General features: G+C 42.5%; 16 protein-coding genes and 2 rRNA genes. 1 reads left to right on the forward strand and 17 read right to left on the reverse strand.

Annotated elements, in window-relative coordinates; translation table 11 throughout:
* Window positions 1–21: 21 nt before the first annotated feature.
* The 8 genes from mraY to AC30SH_RS06710 form a co-directional block, all read right to left on the reverse strand.
* On the reverse strand, window positions 22–1,107 hold the full coding sequence (gene mraY, locus AC30SH_RS06675; protein ID WP_314885533.1) for a phospho-N-acetylmuramoyl-pentapeptide-transferase: 1,086 nt from the start codon (window positions 1,105–1,107) through the stop codon (window positions 22–24).
* Window positions 1,101–2,480 (reverse strand): UDP-N-acetylmuramoyl-tripeptide--D-alanyl-D-alanine ligase, encoded by a 1,380-nt coding sequence (gene murF / locus AC30SH_RS06680; RefSeq protein ID WP_314885535.1) that lies wholly within the window; start codon window positions 2,478–2,480, stop codon window positions 1,101–1,103. The genes mraY and murF overlap by 7 nt, the downstream gene beginning before the upstream one ends.
* An 8-nt stretch (window positions 2,481–2,488) precedes the next feature.
* Window positions 2,489–3,955, reverse strand: coding sequence for a UDP-N-acetylmuramoyl-L-alanyl-D-glutamate--2,6-diaminopimelate ligase (gene murE / locus AC30SH_RS06685; protein WP_314885537.1), 1,467 nt, complete (start codon window positions 3,953–3,955; stop codon window positions 2,489–2,491).
* A gap of 61 nt (window positions 3,956–4,016) precedes the next feature.
* The gene (gene ftsI / locus AC30SH_RS06690; RefSeq protein ID WP_212510460.1) at window positions 4,017–5,843 is read right to left on the reverse strand and encodes a peptidoglycan glycosyltransferase FtsI; all 1,827 of its coding nucleotides are present in this window, start codon (window positions 5,841–5,843) and stop codon (window positions 4,017–4,019) included.
* A gap of 17 nt (window positions 5,844–5,860) precedes the next feature.
* Window positions 5,861–6,178: a cell division protein FtsL gene (gene ftsL / locus AC30SH_RS06695; RefSeq protein ID WP_006717295.1), complete on the reverse strand. Its 318-nt coding sequence runs from the start codon at window positions 6,176–6,178 to the stop codon at window positions 5,861–5,863.
* Window positions 6,178–7,146, reverse strand: a complete 969-nt coding sequence (gene rsmH, locus AC30SH_RS06700) for a 16S rRNA (cytosine(1402)-N(4))-methyltransferase RsmH (protein ID WP_048750675.1) — start codon at window positions 7,144–7,146, stop codon at window positions 6,178–6,180. Before rsmH ends, ftsL begins: the two co-directional genes overlap by 1 nt.
* Before the next feature lie 109 nt (window positions 7,147–7,255).
* Window positions 7,256–7,714, reverse strand: a complete 459-nt coding sequence (mraZ, locus tag AC30SH_RS06705) for a division/cell wall cluster transcriptional repressor MraZ (RefSeq protein ID WP_048750674.1) — start codon at window positions 7,712–7,714, stop codon at window positions 7,256–7,258.
* A gap of 279 nt (window positions 7,715–7,993) precedes the next feature.
* Window positions 7,994–9,589: a carbon starvation CstA family protein gene (locus AC30SH_RS06710; protein WP_212510459.1), complete on the reverse strand. Its 1,596-nt coding sequence runs from the start codon at window positions 9,587–9,589 to the stop codon at window positions 7,994–7,996.
* A 262-nt stretch (window positions 9,590–9,851) separates the two neighbouring features.
* Between AC30SH_RS06710 and AC30SH_RS06715 the strand changes: the two genes are divergently transcribed.
* Window positions 9,852–10,085 carry a zinc ribbon domain-containing protein gene (locus AC30SH_RS06715; RefSeq protein ID WP_048750672.1) on the forward strand — a complete coding sequence of 78 codons (234 nt, stop codon included), beginning with the start codon at window positions 9,852–9,854 and terminating at the stop codon, window positions 10,083–10,085.
* Window positions 10,086–10,142: 57 nt separating this feature from the next.
* Here AC30SH_RS06715 and artM read toward each other — a convergent pair whose 3' ends face one another.
* The 9 genes from artM to AC30SH_RS06760 form a co-directional block, all read right to left on the reverse strand.
* Complete coding sequence (gene artM / locus AC30SH_RS06720; protein WP_048750671.1) at window positions 10,143–10,823, reverse strand: arginine ABC transporter permease ArtM; 681 nt, start codon at window positions 10,821–10,823, stop codon at window positions 10,143–10,145.
* Window positions 10,824–10,825: 2 nt separating this feature from the next.
* Window positions 10,826–11,488: an arginine ABC transporter permease ArtQ gene (gene artQ, locus AC30SH_RS06725; RefSeq protein ID WP_109859166.1), complete on the reverse strand. Its 663-nt coding sequence runs from the start codon at window positions 11,486–11,488 to the stop codon at window positions 10,826–10,828.
* Window positions 11,489–11,492: 4 nt separating this feature from the next.
* Complete coding sequence (locus tag AC30SH_RS06730) at window positions 11,493–12,212, reverse strand: lysine/arginine/ornithine ABC transporter substrate-binding protein (RefSeq protein WP_212510458.1); 720 nt, start codon at window positions 12,210–12,212, stop codon at window positions 11,493–11,495.
* Window positions 12,213–12,231: 19 nt separating this feature from the next.
* Window positions 12,232–12,966: an arginine ABC transporter ATP-binding protein ArtP gene (artP, locus tag AC30SH_RS06735; RefSeq protein WP_489582286.1), complete on the reverse strand. Its 735-nt coding sequence runs from the start codon at window positions 12,964–12,966 to the stop codon at window positions 12,232–12,234.
* Between the two features lie 144 nt (window positions 12,967–13,110).
* Window positions 13,111–13,725 (reverse strand): hypothetical protein, encoded by a 615-nt coding sequence (locus AC30SH_RS06740; RefSeq protein WP_489582287.1) that lies wholly within the window; start codon window positions 13,723–13,725, stop codon window positions 13,111–13,113.
* A gap of 88 nt (window positions 13,726–13,813) precedes the next feature.
* A complete protein-coding gene (locus AC30SH_RS06745) occupies window positions 13,814–13,990 on the reverse strand; it encodes a hypothetical protein (protein ID WP_489582288.1) in 177 nt (58 codons plus the stop codon).
* Window positions 13,991–14,061: 71 nt separating this feature from the next.
* Entirely contained in the window at window positions 14,062–14,646 is a 585-nt protein-coding gene (gene lpcA / locus AC30SH_RS06750; protein WP_048750666.1) for a D-sedoheptulose 7-phosphate isomerase, read from the reverse strand.
* A gap of 162 nt (window positions 14,647–14,808) precedes the next feature.
* A 5S ribosomal RNA gene (rrf, locus tag AC30SH_RS06755) occupies window positions 14,809–14,924 on the reverse strand.
* A 150-nt stretch (window positions 14,925–15,074) separates the two neighbouring features.
* Window positions 15,075–17,971, reverse strand: a 23S ribosomal RNA gene (locus AC30SH_RS06760).
* Window positions 17,972–18,057: the final 86 nt, after the last annotated feature.

Below are 18,057 nucleotides of genomic sequence, written 5' to 3' on the forward strand. Positions count from 1 at the left end.
AATGACCGCTCTTTAGGGGGACTAACGTAGTTTTAAGGTCACTAAACCAATTAATACCAGCATTAAGGAAATGATCCAGAAACGCACAATAACACGAGGCTCCGGCCAGCCTTTTTTCTCGAAATGGTGATGAATCGGAGCCATCAGGAAAATGCGTTGTTTGTTACGCAATTTGTAGGAACCTACTTGTAAAATCACGGACAGGGTTTCCATGACGAACACGCCGCCCATGATCAGTAATAAAAATTCTTGGCGCACCAATACGGCAATCACACCTAACGCGCCGCCCAACGCTAATGAGCCGACATCGCCCATAAACACTTGCGCAGGGTAAGTGTTAAACCACAAGAAACCAAGACCTGCGCCGACAATCGCAGTACAGAACACGGTCAGTTCCGCGCTGAATTTTAGGTATGGAATGTGCAAGTATTCTGCAAAATTGATGTTACCTGTCGCCCACGCCACCAATGCAAATGCGCCTGCCACCATCACGGTCGGCACAATCGCTAGACCATCTAATCCGTCTGTTAAGTTCACGGCATTACTGGAACCGACAATAACAAAGTAAGCCAATACAATATAAAAAATGCCCAGTTGCGGCATAAATTCCTTAAAGAATGGCACAACCAAGCGGGTTGCATCGGTGTCTTTACCGATCGCATACATGCCGAAAATCGCCACTAAGGCAATAACGGAAAGCCAAAAATATTTCCAGCGGGCAATTAAACCGTCTGTACTTTTACGGGTAATTTTGCGGTAATCGTCCACGAAGCCGACAGCGCCGTAGCCGAATAAAACGAACAAGCTAAACCAAACATACGGATTGGTTAAATCCGCCCATAATAATGTGCTTACACCGATGGCGAAAAGAATCATGACACCGCCCATCGTCGGCGTACCTTTTTTGGAGAAGTGACTTTCAGGACCGTCATTGCGTACGACTTGGCCAAACTTCAATAGTTGTAAACGACGAATGACTTTCGGTCCAATCCATAAGGACAATAAAAGTGCCGTGAGCAACGCTAAAATAGCACGCACGGTAATATAGGAAATCACATGGAAATCAGAATTGTATTTGGTGAGAAACTCAGCAATCCAAACTAACATAAAAAATTACCCTTTAATAAATCGATCACGTCTTCCATTTTCATACTGCGTGACCCCTTCACCAAAACAACAACTTTTTGTTGTGTTAATTGTTGTTTAATAATTGGCGTTAAATAAGCGACAAGTTCTGTTTTATCAGTAAAATGGCGTCCAAAATTGACCGCACTTATAACTGAGCTGGAACGTCCAAAAGAAATCACCAAATCCAATTTGGCTGCCTGAGCAAACTCGCCCACTTCTTGATGACAAAGCGGTGTATTATCGCCTAATTCGCCCATATCACCAACAACAAAGACGCGAAAAGCCGGATATTTTTGCAATACGGAAATCGCGGATTTCATGGAGCCTACATTGGCATTATAGGTGTCGTCTAATAATAAAAGATTGTCGCAAGGATGAATTGGGAATAAACGCCCTTTTACCAAGGATGGCGTTTCCAATCCTTTTTTTACCTGCGCTAACGTTGCGCCCACATTCATTGCCAGCGCAGTCGCGGCTAAGGCATTAGATACGTTATGTTCGCCTAAATACGGTGAATCAATCTGCACATTGCCTTGTGGCGTGTGCAATACAAAAGACGCCCCCTCTTCGGAGAACTGAATATGTTCTGCATAAAAATCAGCTTGTGGATTGTCATAGGCAAAATATTGAACGGCATGTTGCCCAATCTCTTTTTGCCATTTTTGTTGATAATTATACGATTGGTTGATGATGGCAACGCCATGATGAGTTAATCCGCGGAAAATTTCGCCTTTCGCTGTTGCAACGCCGTCAAGAGAACCAAAACCTTCCAAATGTGCCGCCATGACATTGTTGACTAACGCCACATCAGGCTGCGCCAAGGCCGTGGTATAGGCAATTTCACCAATATGATTGGCACCAAGTTCAATCACTGCAAATTTATGTTTTTCGGTTAAACGTAATAACGTCAGCGGAACACCGATGTCGTTATTAAAATTGCCTTGGGTAAATAAAACGTCGTCAAAATCCACCGCACTTTGTTGCAAGATAGAGGCCGTCATTTCTTTTACCGTGGTTTTACCAGAAGAACCGGTCATCGCCACTACTTTCGGATTGATTTTTTCACGCAACCATTTGACAAGCTGCCCTAAGGCAAGACGGCTATCTTTCACAATTAGTTGCGCAATATTGCCCTCTGTCGGATGTTCAACGACAGCGGCAACACAACCTTGTTCAGCCGCTTTCATAACGTAGTCATGCGCATCAAAATTTTCGCCTTTCAACGCAAAAAACAACCCATTGTTGACGACTTTACGGCTGTCCGTACTCACGTTTTCAACAGTCAAGTTGCCATCACCGATAAGCTGTGCCTCTAAAATGGAGGCGATTTGAGAGAGAGATAATGTAATCATATTTTTTGTTACTGAGATAAATAATGACGGGCAACTTCCTGATCGGAAAAATGATGCTTCGTTTTGCCAATAATTTGATAGTCTTCATGCCCTTTGCCGGCAATTAAAATCACGTCATTTTCCACCGCACTTTGAATCGCAGTGGCAATGGCCTCTTCACGTTGGTGTATCACTTGCACGGCTTGCGGATGAATAAACCCTTTTAAAATATCCGCCATAATTTGCGTATGATCTTCTGTACGGGGATTATCATCCGTAGCAATGACCTTATCCGCCAACTGTTCGGCAATTTTCGCCATAAGTGGACGTTTACCACTATCGCGATCACCACCGCAGCCGAAAATACACCAAAGCTTACCATGGCAATGTAACCGTGCTGCCTGTAACGCCTTTTCCAACGCGTCCGGTGTATGAGCGTAATCGACGATAACGGTCGGTTTATGCGGAGCATGCAGCATTTCCATCCGACCGCATACGCCGGTTAATTTATGTGCACTACAAACAAGTTCGGCTAAGTCATAGCCAAGCGCCAACAACGTTGCCATGACCAACAATAAATTACTGACATTGAATGCACCGATAAGCGCGCTTTGTAATTCACCGTTTCCCCAAGAGGATTCAAATTGAATAGTGGCGCCTTTGTGATTAAAGGAGACATTCACCGCTTTCAACCATTTAGCTTGTTGGGGAACAAAATCTGCCTTGCTACTGACCGCAACCGCCTCCTGCATCTCACTTAACCATGCTGCCCCAATAGGGTCATCCGCATCAATAATCTGATGACAGCTATCCAATTCGCTGAATAAACGTTTTTTTGCTGCGGCATAATTTTCCATCGTGTGATGGTAATCAAGGTGATCACGACTTAAATTAGTGAACACCGCGGCACTGAAATGCACAGACTCTACGCGATGTTGTACCAAACCGTGAGATGACACTTCAATCGCCGCAAAATCTGCGCCTTGTGCGACAAACGCCGCCAGTGATGCTTGGATTTCCACCGCAGAACCTGTGGTATTCGTTGCTTCTTTGACTCGGCCGAATAATCCATTACCGATGGTGCCCATCACAGCACTGGTATGTCCTAAAATCTGTGTCCACTGTGCCAATAATTGCGCGGTTGTTGTTTTGCCATTCGTACCGGTAACCCCAACCAAGGTTAAACGCTTGGAAGGTTGCCCATAAAACACATCGGCAAGATGTGATAGATGTTCGCTTAAGCGGTAAAAAGCAATCAGCGGAACCTGTTGTTCGTAGCGCACCTGAAGATGTTGCGCCTCAGAATCAGCCTCAAAAATGACCGCACTTACGCCATTTTGCAACGCTTGCGGAATATATTGACGACCGTCGGTTTGATGCCCTTTAATTGCAACAAAAAGACAGCCGGCCTTTGCAGTTCGACTGTCTAATGTCATTTCGGTGAGATTCACATTTTCTGGCATGTGAATCCCGAGAAGATGAGTTAATCGATACATAATGTTTTCTCAATGAATGAGTGAAAAACGCTTTATTTACGCACCGCACTTTATGTCTAATTTAGTTGACTTCACTTGATTTTTTGCTACTCAAACGAACAGTGCGTTTTGTTGTTTTATCCGTTTCAACGCCATCCGGCGGTACATTATTGCTACGCAACGCATAGCTCATGATGCTGGAAAATACCGGTGCGGAAATTGCACCACCATAGTACTGCCCTGCTTTCGGATCATTAATCAGCACCACCAAAGCATAACGTGGGTCGGTAATGGGTGCGATACCTGCGGTATAAGCCACATATTTATCTACATAGCGACCATTTTCCAATTTCTTCGCTGTACCGGTTTTGATGCCTACACGATAGCCTTCGACCATCGCACGGCCATTTTTAATCGCAACTTTTTCCATCATGTTGACGACTTCACGCGTGATTTTTTCAGAGAACACACGTTGTCCCACGACCGGTGGATCCACTTTAGTAATAGAAAGCGGGCGATAAATACCAAAGCTGCCTAAAGTGACATAAGCACGAGCAATTTGTAATGGCGTTGCATTCAAACCGTAACCATAAGCGACGTTAGCACGCTCAATATCAGACCAACGAGCACGGTTAGCATTCAACAAACCGGATTGCTCCCCAATCAAACCTAAATCTGTCGGTTTGCCTAAACCGGCATTTTGATAGGTTTCCATTAAAGCACTCGGCGGCATACGTAACGCTAAACGGCTCACACCGCGGTTACTGGAGTTTTCTAAAATGCCATCTAAACTTAACTGATCACGTGGTGCGACGTCTTTTACTTCATGGCCGTTCAAGATGAGCGGGCCAGTATTAATAATTTCATCACGACGTACTGCCCCACGTTGAAGTGCGGTCAAAACCACGAACGGTTTTACAGTAGAACCCGGCTCAAAGGTATCGGTAATCGCGCGGTTACGCATTAACTCGGATTTTACTCCCACTCGATTATTTGGGTTATAAGAAGGAGCATTGGCCATTGCTAATACTTCACCGGTACGCACATCCACTAATACGGCCGTGCCGGATTCCGCTTTATTCTCGGCAACCGCTTTCTTAATTTCACGGTAAACCATGGATTGTAATTTTTCATCAATGCTCAATGTCACGTCTTGTGCATCATATTTCTTCACATCAGAAATATTTTCAACAATGTTACCGAATCGGTCTTTACGATATGTCATGGAACCGGATTTACCCACTAACATGGAATCAAAGCTTTTTTCAATGCCTTCAATACCTGCGCCATCAATATTGGTATAACCAATCAAATGGGCTGTTTCTTCCACGCGAGGATAAAAGCGGCGCGCTTCCATTTTTAGGATAATGCCGGTAATTTTTAATTCTTTAACATACTGTGCAAGCGTTGGTGAAATTTGACGAGATAAATAGACAAAACGGGATTTCGGATCTTTTTCAACGCGCTTAACCAAATTGCTATAAGAAATCCCTAACGCTTCCGCCAATTTTTGCCAACGTTCTTTGTCTTTTAACGAATTTTCATCAAAAATAAATTTTGGATCCGCTACCACAGAATACATCGGCACACTCACCGATAACAGTTGGCCATTACGATCTAAAATAGAACCGCGAACAAATTGAATTTCTTGTGTGCGTAAAGAACGTTTATCCGCCTCCCCCATCAAAGAGTCAGCATTGATAATTTGCATATAAGCCGCTTGAGCAACCAATGCCATCAAGCCCAAGAAAACACTGGTTAACGCCCACAAATAACGCCCTTTTAAGAAACTTCTTTCATAAACCATTTTAGGCTTATTCGGTTTTACCGAAGAAGTATTTTGTGCCGACGGTTTAGGGTTATTCTTTTTCGCTTGTATCGGCTTAATTGATTTATTAAATTTAACCATATTTGTGATTTCCGCGTTTATTCAAGAATAACAACTTCTTGTTCTGGGGTTGCTCGTTGCATGCCGAATTGCTTGGCAATAGCTTCTATGCGTGTATTATCGCTGAGGGTTGCTTCTTCTAATCTTAAATTAAGATATTCATTTTCAAGCGCTTGATGTTGTAAAACCAAATCACCTTTCTCTGCCACTAATCCACGCGTTTGATGAGTAAGCCAAACCGTTCCTAATGCACTTAGCGTAATCGCCAGTAATAAAATCAACACCAATTTGTTTGATGTAAATAAATCTTCGAGAATAATGTTTCGCAAAGGGAATCTATCGTTATTTTCTAACATTAGCTTAATCTCTCCGCAATTCTTAAGACGGCACTACGTGCTCTTGGGTTTTGGGCAATTTCCTCATCACTTGGCATAATCGCTTTGCCAATCACTTTTAAGGTTTGATTACGTTGAATTTGGTCTTCGCGCAGTGGCAAACCTTTAGGAATATCTTCGCCTTGGCTTTGCTTACGCATAAAATGCTTCACCATGCGATCTTCCAATGAATGGAAACTGATAATTGATAAACGCCCGCCCGGGGCTAACACAGTTAATGCGGACTGCAAGACTTTTTCCAGCTCATCTAACTCTGAATTAATAAAAATACGAATGGCCTGAAAGCTTCGTGTAGCAGGATGTTTATGTTTATCTTTAAATGGCACAGTCTGTGCAATTAATTCAGCGAGTTGTAACGTACGTGTTAAACATTCGCCGCCATTTTGCACCGCACTTTTATTATAATTCACGATGGCCGAGGCAATTTTCTTTGCAAAACGCTCTTCACCAAACGTTTTTAAAACCCACGCCAAATCTTGTTCAGAAACATATTGTAACCATTCCGCTGCGGACATGCCTTTACTATCATCCATTCGCATATCCAACGGGCCGTCTTTCATAAAACTAAAACCGCGCTCAGCATCATCCAATTGCGGAGATGACACACCAAGATCAAGTAAAATACCATCAATCTTGCCGACTAAATTTAACTTCTCACAAATAGGTAAAATATCTGAAAATGCGCTGTGTTCGATATGAAATCGTGAATCTTGAATTTTTTGGGCTTCAGCCACAGCTTTAGGGTCTCGGTCAATGGCAATTAATCTACCGTTAGCCGATAACTTAGAAAGGATTAATCGGGAATGCCCCCCGCGACCAAACGTACCGTCAATATAAATGCCGTTTTCTTTTAAAGCCAAGCCATCAACGGTTTCATGTAACAAAACCGTCGCATGTTCAACTGATGAAAATGCATTTAAATGACTCATAAATTATTACCGGTGATATTTAAAAATAAAAATATAATTTAAAGATAAGATAGAGCGGCATAATTGCCGCTTATCTTTTGCTAGTGCCGCTGTTCGGTGAGTTTTACTCTTATAATGACAGCGTTTTTAATTCTTCTGACAGTGCAAAGCTATCTGTTGCACCTAATGCCATGTCTTTTTCAATTTGAGCCTGCCACTCGGCCTCGCTCCAAATTTCAAATTTATTTAATTGTCCAACAAGCATGATGGATTTTTCTAATTTAGCGTGCTGGCGTAAAGGACTACTAATTAAAATTCGTCCAGCACTGTCCAATTCACACTCAGTGGCATAACCCAGCATCACTCGTTGTAAGGTACGTTGTAATGGATCAAAATTAGAAAGCCCGAGCAATTTTTGCTCAATAGTTTCCCATTCTTTTAACGGATAAAGCAATAAGCAAGGTTGACGAATATCTACGGTACAAACCATTTGTCCCTGGTTCTGTTCCAAAAGCTCGGCACGATAACGGGTAGGAATAGAAATTCTTCCCTTCACATCCAAATTAATCGTTGCCGCACCACGAAACATTTTTTCTCACCTTAGTTGTTCTGTTTATTTCAATTTGGGAGTTCAACCCCAAAATTTTCCACAAAAAAACACTTTTTACCACTTTTGATTAATTTTATTATTTGTGTGTATAAGTTGCAAGCAATTTAATGAGATGTATCAGGAAAGTTTTATCTATTTTTAAGTTGAATATACATTTAGATATGAAGGAATCATCAGATAAAAAATACCCTGTTAATCTTCATCAACAGGGTATTTTATTTTTAGTCTTTACCGCTAAAAGTGCGGTCAATATTTTTGCTATTTCGCAAGGCTATCTACTAAAGATTCCGGGTCAGCTTCATTAGAACGTTTAACTAAAGCGAAGAACAACGCGACACAAACAATTGTTGTCGCAAAGCCTAGGTAAACTGACAATTGATAGTCTAAACCGAAACCGATTTTGTTGTAATACAAATAGGTTGCACAGACAGTAGTAATAAACCATGCAGGGATAGATGCCACCCAGTGGAATTTATGATAGCGGTATAAATAAGCTGCCGCTGTCCATAACATTACCATTGCAGTCATTTGGTTTGCCCAAGTGAAGTAACGCCATAATACGCTGAAGTCGATGGTTGAAACAAAATAACCTAATACGAACAATGGCACTGCAATTAATAAACGTTTAGGAAGTGAACGTTGATCAATTTTGAAAATTTCCGCTAATTGTAAACGTGCTGCACGGAATGCCGTATCCCCAGAAGTAATTGGAAGTACAACAACACCTAATACCGCAAAGATACCACCAATGAAACCTAAGAAGTGTAATGAGCTGTCATATACTACTTTAGATGGTGAACCTGCGGCGATCGCATCTTGTAACGCTTGCGGGTTCTCATAGAATGCAAGACCTACCATACACCATATTAATGCAATAATACCTTCAGTAATCATCGCTCCGTAGAAAATGAAACGACCTTCTTTTTCATTTTCAGCACAACGCGCCATTAATGGGGTTTGTGTTGCGTGGAAACCGGATAATGCACCACAAGAAATGGTTAAGAACAATAATGGCCAAATTGGCACATCACCTTTCACTTGGAAGTTTTGAGTGAATTTCTCTAATGTTAAACCTTGACCGTCTGCATCAACCGTACGGAAGAATTCGATAGGATCTACCGCACTGAAATGCGCGGATACTAAACCGTACACCATACCTACAGACATAAAGAGTAATAACGCACCAAAGAGTGGGTAAATACGGCCGATAATTTTGTCAATTGGTAACAAGGTTGCAAGAATATAGTAAGCAAAAATAATCGCAGTCCATACGGAAACCACTGTTGCTTTATCCATTCCCCATACGGTTAAACCACCGGCTTCAACAGCTTTATGAACCGCTTCGGCATCACCTAATTGCAATGCGCCTTGAGATGCACCCATGACGTCCATAGTGATCGTACCCATTAATTGAGCCGGGCTTGCAACGAAAACAACGCCAACTAATAAAAGAAGAACAAGCGCTAAAACGTTGATAAAGACTTTTACTGGACGACCTAAGAATTTACCGGCTAAGTAAGGCATGGTTGCACCACCATGACGAATACTTAACATACCGCAGAAATAGTCATGTACCGCACCGGCAAAAATACATCCGATAACAATCCACAACATCGCCACAGGTCCGTATAAGGCACCAAGAATCGGACCAAAAATCGGACCGGTACCGGCAATGTTTAATAATTGAATTAACCAAATTTTGGTTTTAGACATCGGCATGTAGTCCACACCGTCATTGACTTGGTAGGCAGGTGTTTGACGTTTAGGGTTAATGACAAAGATTTTTTCAATAATTTTGCCATAAACTGCATAACCTAAAATCAACACCAGAACACAGAAGAAGAACCACAACATATGAAAATCCTATGGAAAGAACACATAACGTGTTCGGGTTAATATTTAACTATTACTCCTATATGAGTAAAGCCGCGCTATTTTAGGCTTCTGCTACAATGAAGTAAATAAACGACAATCTATCGATTCAGAATATCTTTGCAAAATGTGATATCAGTCACGTTTTTAAATTGAACTAAAAAGTGCTGTATAAATTTCTTGCGTTTTAAACAAAAATCACTACATTGTGCTTTTCTTAAAATTTGATCTCATCGGAGAAGTCATGTTACACCGTTGCCCGGAATGCCGTAAAAAAATCAGCGAAAGTGCAGAATCCTGCCCAAACTGCGGTTTTTCCTTTAAACCGGAGAATCTTGAAACTTACAAGAAAAAACTGGAAGAACGCCGTTTGCAGAATGAAGAAATTAATCGCAAGAGCGTGAAGCTACACTTAGTTTGGGCCGCAATTTTTGCGGTGGTTTTACTCGTAGCAAGCTGGATAACAAACCATGCATAAAAAATCCCAAATAAATTTGGGATTTCAAAACATTCGAAAAAATAACCGCACTTAATTCTAGCTGCGCATATCCAACCGTTCAAAAGCAAGCACTTGGTTTTCCAGCTTACGCAATAACAACGTCGCAATACCGGTAATCACGAGATAAATACCACCTGCAATGCCATAAATGGTGAGCGCATCATATTCTGTGCCGTAAAGCTGACGAGCGTAACCCATGATGTCCATAATAGTAATCGTGGAAGCGAGAGCCGTTCCTTTAAACACTAAAATGATCTCATTAGAGTATGAAGGCAAGGCCCGTTTTAATGCATATGGAAGTAAAATTTTCAAGGTTTGCAAACGGCTTAGCCCAAGTGCTTCACAACTTTCCCATTGGCCTTTAGAAATCGCTTTAACCGCGCCATGGAATAATTGGGTAGAATAGGCCGCACTATTTAACGCCAATGCTAACGCAGCACAGAACCAAGCATTCGAAAACAGCAACCACAACGGGCTGTCCACAATCCACTGAAATTGGCCCGGACCAGCATAAATGAGGAAAAACTGCACCAATAAAGGTGTGCCGGTAAATAAAGTAAGATATAAATTGACCGCACTTTTCACCACTTTATTACCAATAGAAAGTAGTATGGTAAACAACAGTGCCAACGTAAAAGCAATTGCCAATGAAACAACCGTTAATAGCAAGCTGGTAGGAATACCTTGTGCAATCACGCTTAAATATTCTTGAAACATAATTACACTTCCCTTTCAAAACGAGTAAAACGCAGTTCTAATTTACGAATACCGACTTGACTCACTAATGTCACTAAAAGATAAATCAACGCGGCAATACCATACCAAGTGAAAGGTTGGTGTGTATTCGTATTAATCAGCTGTGCTTGACGCATCAGATCATCTACACCAATTAAAGAAATCAACGCTGTGTCTTTCAACAATACCAACCATTGATTGCTCAACCCCGGCAATGCATGGCGCCACACTTGTGGCATGATAATATGAAGGAAAGTGTAGCCTTTACTCAATCCTAATGCTGTTCCAGACTCCCACTGACCTTTAGCAATCGCCTGAATAGCGCCACGGAGTGTTTGTGAAGCATAGGCTGCAAAAATTAAGGACAATGCGAATACACCGCAACCGAATGCACCGAATTCGACGTATTCGCCGGTGAGCAATTCAACCAATTCGCTAGAACCAAAATAAACCAACAACACGACCAGAATTTCCGGTAAGCCTCGCAATAAAGCAATAAATACCGCTGTAGGTTTACCAACGAAACGATTAGCTTCTAACACGGCAAATAGCATGCCTAAAAAAAGCCCTAACACTAACGAACAAACCGCAAGCCCTAAGGTCATCAGGGCCGCGGTCAACATTAAAGAAAAATAATCAGAAAACATAGGATTATTTGGTCATCCATTTATCGTAGATTTTTTGATATTCGCCATTGGCTTTAATTGCCGCTAAACCTTTATTGAAGCTTTCTGCTAATTCTTTGCTAGATTTATTCAATGCAATACCAAAGCCATTACCAAAATATTTTTTATTATTCACCTTATCGCCAATAAACTGGACGTTATCTTCTTTGGAAATCATATCCGCAAGCACTGCTGTATCACCAAAGATAATATCAATACGCCCATTTTTTAGATCCAGTACCGCATCTTGTAAGCTGGCATAGGATTTCACACTGTATTGTTTTGTTTCCGCTACTGTATATTGCTGATAGGTCGTCCCATTTTGTACACCAACATTTTTCGCATTTTCTAAAGTAGCTTTGCCTTTTAATGCAACATAGCTGGCTGTGCTGTCGTAGTATGGGTCAGAGAATAATACTTGTTTACCACGAGCCTCAGTAATATCCATCGCAGAAATAACCGCATCAAAACGTTTTGATCTTAAATTAGTAATCAAAGAATCAAATGCCTCGCCTTTAAAATGGCAGGTAGCTTGAATTTCTTTACAGATAGCGTTGGCAATATCCACATCAAAACCGATGATTTCACCTTTTTCATTGGTGGATTCAAAAGGCGGATAACTTGGCTCCATAGCAAAAGTTAAGTCTTGTGCATTAGCTGCCATGGCGGAGCCTAATAAAATTGCGCTTAAAAGTAATTTTTTCATTCTATTTTCTCCTTTCAGATTAAATGTTGTGTGAGAGATATTGTTTAAAACGTTCTGTTTGTGGTTGTTCAAAGCAGGTGCTGTCACCGGTTTCGATAATATGCCCCTGTTCCATATACACCACTTTGGTCGCTACTTTCTTCGCCACATTCACTTCGTGAGTAACAATAACCTGAGTAATTCCGGTTTGTTGCAATTCTTCAATAATAGAAACGATCTGAGCAGTAATTTCCGGATCTAATGCAGCTGTAGGTTCGTCAAATAACAATACTTGCGGTTTCATCATTAACGCGCGAGCAATCGCCACCCGCTGCTGTTGACCGCCGGATAAATGTAGCGGGAAACGCTCCGCGTGTTCTTCTAAACGCAAACGTTGCAATAATTCCATCGCCTGTTGTTTGGCTTCTGTCTCGCCCACACCGAGAATTTTCATCGGCGCTTCAATGAGGTTTTCCAACACCGTCATGTGCGGCCATAAATGATACTGTTGAAACACCATTCCTACATCACGACGCAATTGGCGAATTTGTTTCGGATCAGTATTGGCAGACAAATCAAATTGATTGTTGGCAATGCTCAATTCGCCCGCTTGTGGTACCTCCAGCAAATTTAGGGTGCGAATTAAGGTACTTTTACCGGCACCACTTGGTCCCAATAACACCACGACATCGCCATCATTGGCGGTTAAGTTAATATTAAATAAGGCTTGATTGGCGCCATAAAAAAAATTCAGATTTTTAACACTAATTGTCATTGTTACTTATACTCTTACATCAAGTTACGGTTAAATTGAAAACATATTATGCTTTTATGAATAATTATGCAACTCAAAGTATTAAAAAATCCCAAATAACATTGGGATTTTAAAAAACATATAAAAAAATGACCGCGCGTTAAGTTAATAATACTCATATTTATAGGTCGTCTTGGTTACCCACTCACCTTTCTCATTATACATGACACTTTCAATCACATTGCCCTGTTCATCGAATCGGTGTTTAGTCTTGTAGCTCTCATTAGACACACGACCATCCTTATCAATAAACTGACGCTTGATTTCATGATGATTTTTATCATAGGTGATTTCTACCCTAAGATCATTAAATGAACCATTTTTAACAAAAGAATCATCATCAAAATAACGATATGTCTCGCAATCTTCAATTTTCTCTTTCTCACTTATGTCGCAAACTTTGCTTAATCGCGCATCATCATAAAAATAGATCAAAACCTGATTGGCATTATTGGTTTTAGGATAATACATTTGATCTTTCAACAAATTGCCTTTCGCATCATAAATCATTTGATGATGTCCATCTTCCCAATCCGGTAACATCGGTTTTTTATAAACATAAACCAACTCTTTCTGTATCCCCGTCCCATCATCATTTTCCTGATATTGATAGAGCGCTCCAAAATAAGATGGACCAGTATCATCTTTGTTCTCGGTAGAGAGCACCACCTCTTCGCTATTCCGCTCTATCAAACGATTTTTATCATCATAGTGATACATATGAAACCGCGTACTTTGGTTATAACTCTCTTCAGTATCCCGCTCTTCCTCTTTGACTAAAAAACCCTGCGCATTATAAAAAGACTTTTTATAATTCGTAAGCGGATCCTTCTTCTATGGCTTCGGGATTATCTTCGGAATAAGACTCCACCCATTTTACCTTACCCTGTAAATGATTTTGTTCCCAATCTGTCCGTACCGGAAACAATGCTAATGCCGAACCGGCCAAAGAACATAACAAGACAACCAACAATAATCTACGCATAATACCCCTTTAAGAAAAAAGTGCGGTCAAAAACCCTCTTGTTTTTTGACCGCACTTTATACGTGAATACCTTATTCCGCTTTTACCATTTCAAATTCAATTAACATCATCAAAATATGAATAACTTTAATGTGAATTTCCTGAATGCGATCGGCATAACCGAAATGTGGCACGCGAATTTCCACATCGGCAAGTCCCGCCATTTTCCCGCCATCTTTACCAGTCATAGCAATGACTTTCATGCCTTTTGCTTTTGCCGCGTCGATAGCATTCAACACGTTTTTAGAATTACCGGAAGTGGATAACCCAAACAATACATCGCCCTTTTGTCCCACGGCTTCCACATAACGGGAAAAGACATACTCGTAACCGAAATCGTTACTTACACAGCTTAAGTGGCTCACATCGGAAATGGCGATTGCCGGGTAACCGGGGCGATTTTCGCGATAACGACCGGTTAATTCTTCCGCAAAATGCATGGCATCACAATGGGACCCGCCATTACCACAAGACAGCACTTTACCACCTTGTTTAAAACTCTCTGAAATCAATAACGCTGCTTTTTGGATTAATTTGATATTATTCTCATCGGCTAAAAACTTATTTAATACATCAGCCGCTTCAGTAAGTTCAGCTTTAATTTTATCAAAGTACATCTGCTTCTCCTTTAAAGTAAAATTCGCTAGATTGTATGAAAAAACACAAGATCTCTCAACGTAAATTAGGTTCTAATTTAAAATATTCCGCTTTACTTTCTATTTTCCAATACCCCCAAAAGCAAAAACCCCCGATGCTCTCACATCAGGGGTTCATATCAGGCTTGGCGGTGACCTACTCTCACATGGGGATGCCCCACACTACCATCGGCATTACGGCGTTTCACTTCTGAGTTCGGTATGGAATCAGGTGGGCCCACCGCACTATCGCCGCCAATATTCTTTATGATTTCTATCTCTTCTTATTCGCGTCTTCTTAATCTAAAAACAAGCCTTCTCTCAACTCTCTCTTCTACGTCCATTCTCTTAACTGTTATCCTTCCAACTCGCTCATGTCCAGAGTAACCCCAAAAACACTTGAGCGTTGTATGGCTAAGCCTCTCGGGCAATTAGTATGCGTTAGCTCAATGTATCACTACACTTACACACCGCACCTATCTACGTCTTAGTCTTAAACAACCCTTACACACTTAATGTGTGGGAGAACTCATCTCTTGGCAAGTTTCGTGCTTAGATGCTTTCAGCACTTATCTCTTCCGCATGTAGCTACCCAGCAATGCCTCTGGCGAGACAACTGGAACACCAGTGATGCGTCCACTCCGGTCCTCTCGTACTAGGAGCAGCCCCAATCAATTCTCCAACGCCCACGGCAGATAGGGACCGAACTGTCTCACGACGTTCTAAACCCAGCTCGCGTACCACTTTAAATGGCGAACAGCCATACCCTTGGGACCTACTTCAGCCCCAGGATGTGATGAGCCGACATCGAGGTGCCAAACACCGCCGTCGATATGAACTCTTGGGCGGTATCAGCCTGTTATCCCCGGAGTACCTTTTATCCGTTGAGCGATGGCCCTTCCATGCAGAACCACCGGATCACTATGACCTACTTTCGTACCTGCTCGACTTGTCTGTCTCGCAGTTAAGCTTGCTTATACCATTGCACTAACCTCACGATGTCCGACCGTGATTAGCAAACCTTCGTGCTCCTCCGTTACTCTTTGGGAGGAGACCGCCCCAGTCAAACTACCCACCAGACACTGTCCGAGACCACGTTTCGTAATCTTCGTTAGAACATCAAACGTTAAAGGGTGGTATTTCAAGGACGACTCCATAATCACTGGCGTGACTACTTCAAAGTCTCCCACCTATCCTACACATCAAAATTCAATGTTCAGTGTCAAGCTATAGTAAAGGTTCACGGGGTCTTTCCGTCTAGCCGCGGGTACACCGCATCTTCACGGCGATTTCAATTTCACTGAGTCTCGGGTGGAGACAGCCTGGCCATCATTATGCCATTCGTGCAGGTCGGAACTTACCCGACAAGGAATTTCGCTACCTTAGGACCGTTATAGTTACGGCCGCCGTTTACTGGGGCTTCGATCAGGAGCTTCTCTTTCGATTACACCATCAATTAACCTTCCAGCACCGGGCAGGCATCACACCCTATACGTCCACTTTCGTGTTTGCAGAGTGCTGTGTTTTTAATAAACAGTTGCAGCCAGCTGGTATCTTCGACCGGTTCAACCTTCGCCCGCAAGGGACTACAATCTACGCCGGCGCACCTTCTCCCGAAGTTACGGTGCTATTTTGCCTAGTTCCTTCACCCGAGTTCTCTCAAGCGCCTGAGTATTCTCTACCTGACCACCTGTGTCGGTTTTCAGTACGGTTTAGATAAACCTGAAGCTTAGTGGCTTTTCCTGGAAGTGTGGTATCAGTTACTTCAGCTCCGTAGAGCCTCGTCATCATCTCTCAGTGTTAAGGAAGTCCGGATTTGCCTAAACTTCCCACCTACCAACTTAAACGTGCATATCCAACAGCACGCTAACCTAACCTACTCCGTCCCCACATCGCAGTTTATCCAAGTACGGGAATATTAACCCGTTTCCCATCGACTACGCTTTTCAGCCTCGCCTTAGGGGCCGACTCACCCTGCCCCGATTAACGTTGGACAGGAACCCTTGGTCTTCCGGCGAACGGGTTTTTCACCCGTTTTATCGTTACTTATGTCAGCATTCGCACTTGTGATACGTCCAACAGCCCTCTCGAACCATCTTCATCCGCTTACACAACGCTCCCCTACCCAACAGACTTACGTCTGATGCCGCAGCTTCGGTGCTATATTTGAGCCCCGTTACATCTTCCGCGCAGGCCGACTCGACTAGTGAGCTATTACGCTTTCTTTAAATGATGGCTGCTTCTAAGCCAACATCCTAGCTGTCTAAGCCTTCCCACTTCGTTTCCCACTTAATATAGACTTTGGGACCTTAGCTGGCGGTCTGGGTTGTTTCCCTCTCCACGACGGACGTTAGCACCCGCCGTGTGTCTCCTGAGTATCACTCTTTGGTATTCGTAGTTTGCATCGGGTTGGTAATCCGGGATGGACCCCTAGCCGAAACAGTGCTCTACCCCCAAAGGTGTCCGCTCAAGGCTCTACCTAAATAGATTTCGGGGAGAACCAGCTATCTCCCGGTTTGATTGGCCTTTCACCCCCAGCCACAAGTCATCCGCTAATTTTTCAACATTAGTCGGTTCGGTCCTCCAGTTAGTGTTACCCAACCTTCAACCTGCCCATGGCTAGATCACCGGGTTTCGGGTCTATACCTTGCAACTAGCCGCCCAGTTAAGACTCGGTTTCCCTTCGGCTCCCCTATTCGGTTAACCTCGCTACAAAATATAAGTCGCTGACCCATTATACAAAAGGTACGCAGTCACCCTTTCGGGCTCCCACTGCTTGTACGTACAAGGTTTCAGGTTCTATTTCACTCCCCTCACCGGGGTTCTTTTCGCCTTTCCTTCACAGTACTGGTTCACTATCGGTCAATCAGGAGTATTTAGCCTTGGAGGATGGTCCCCCCATCTTCAAACAGGATATCACGTGTCCCGCCCTACTTGTCGTTAGCTCAGTACCACAAAAGTATTTTCGAGTACGGGATTATCACCCTCTACGATTCGGCTTCCCAGCCAATTCCTCTAATACTTCCGCTATCACTAACAGGCTCCTTCGCTTTCGCTCGCCGCTACTCACAAAATCTCGGTTGATTTCTTTTCCTCGGGGTACTTAGATGTTTCAGTTCTCCCGGTTCGCCTCATTATCCTATGGATTCAGATAATGATAGTAGGTTCTTCACCCACTGGGTTTCCCCATTCGGACATCTTGGATTAAACGCCTCTTATCGACTCATCCAAGCTTTTCGCAGATTAGCACGTCCTTCTTCGCCTCTGATTGCCAAGGCATCCACCTTGTACGCTTTGTCACTTAACCATACAACCTCAAGTATTCTTACCTTATTATTTAAATAATATTAAACAACAACTTTCAAACACTTCAGCTACGATTAATAACAGTTA

Source organism: Aggregatibacter sp. HK296, from assembly GCF_980469475.1.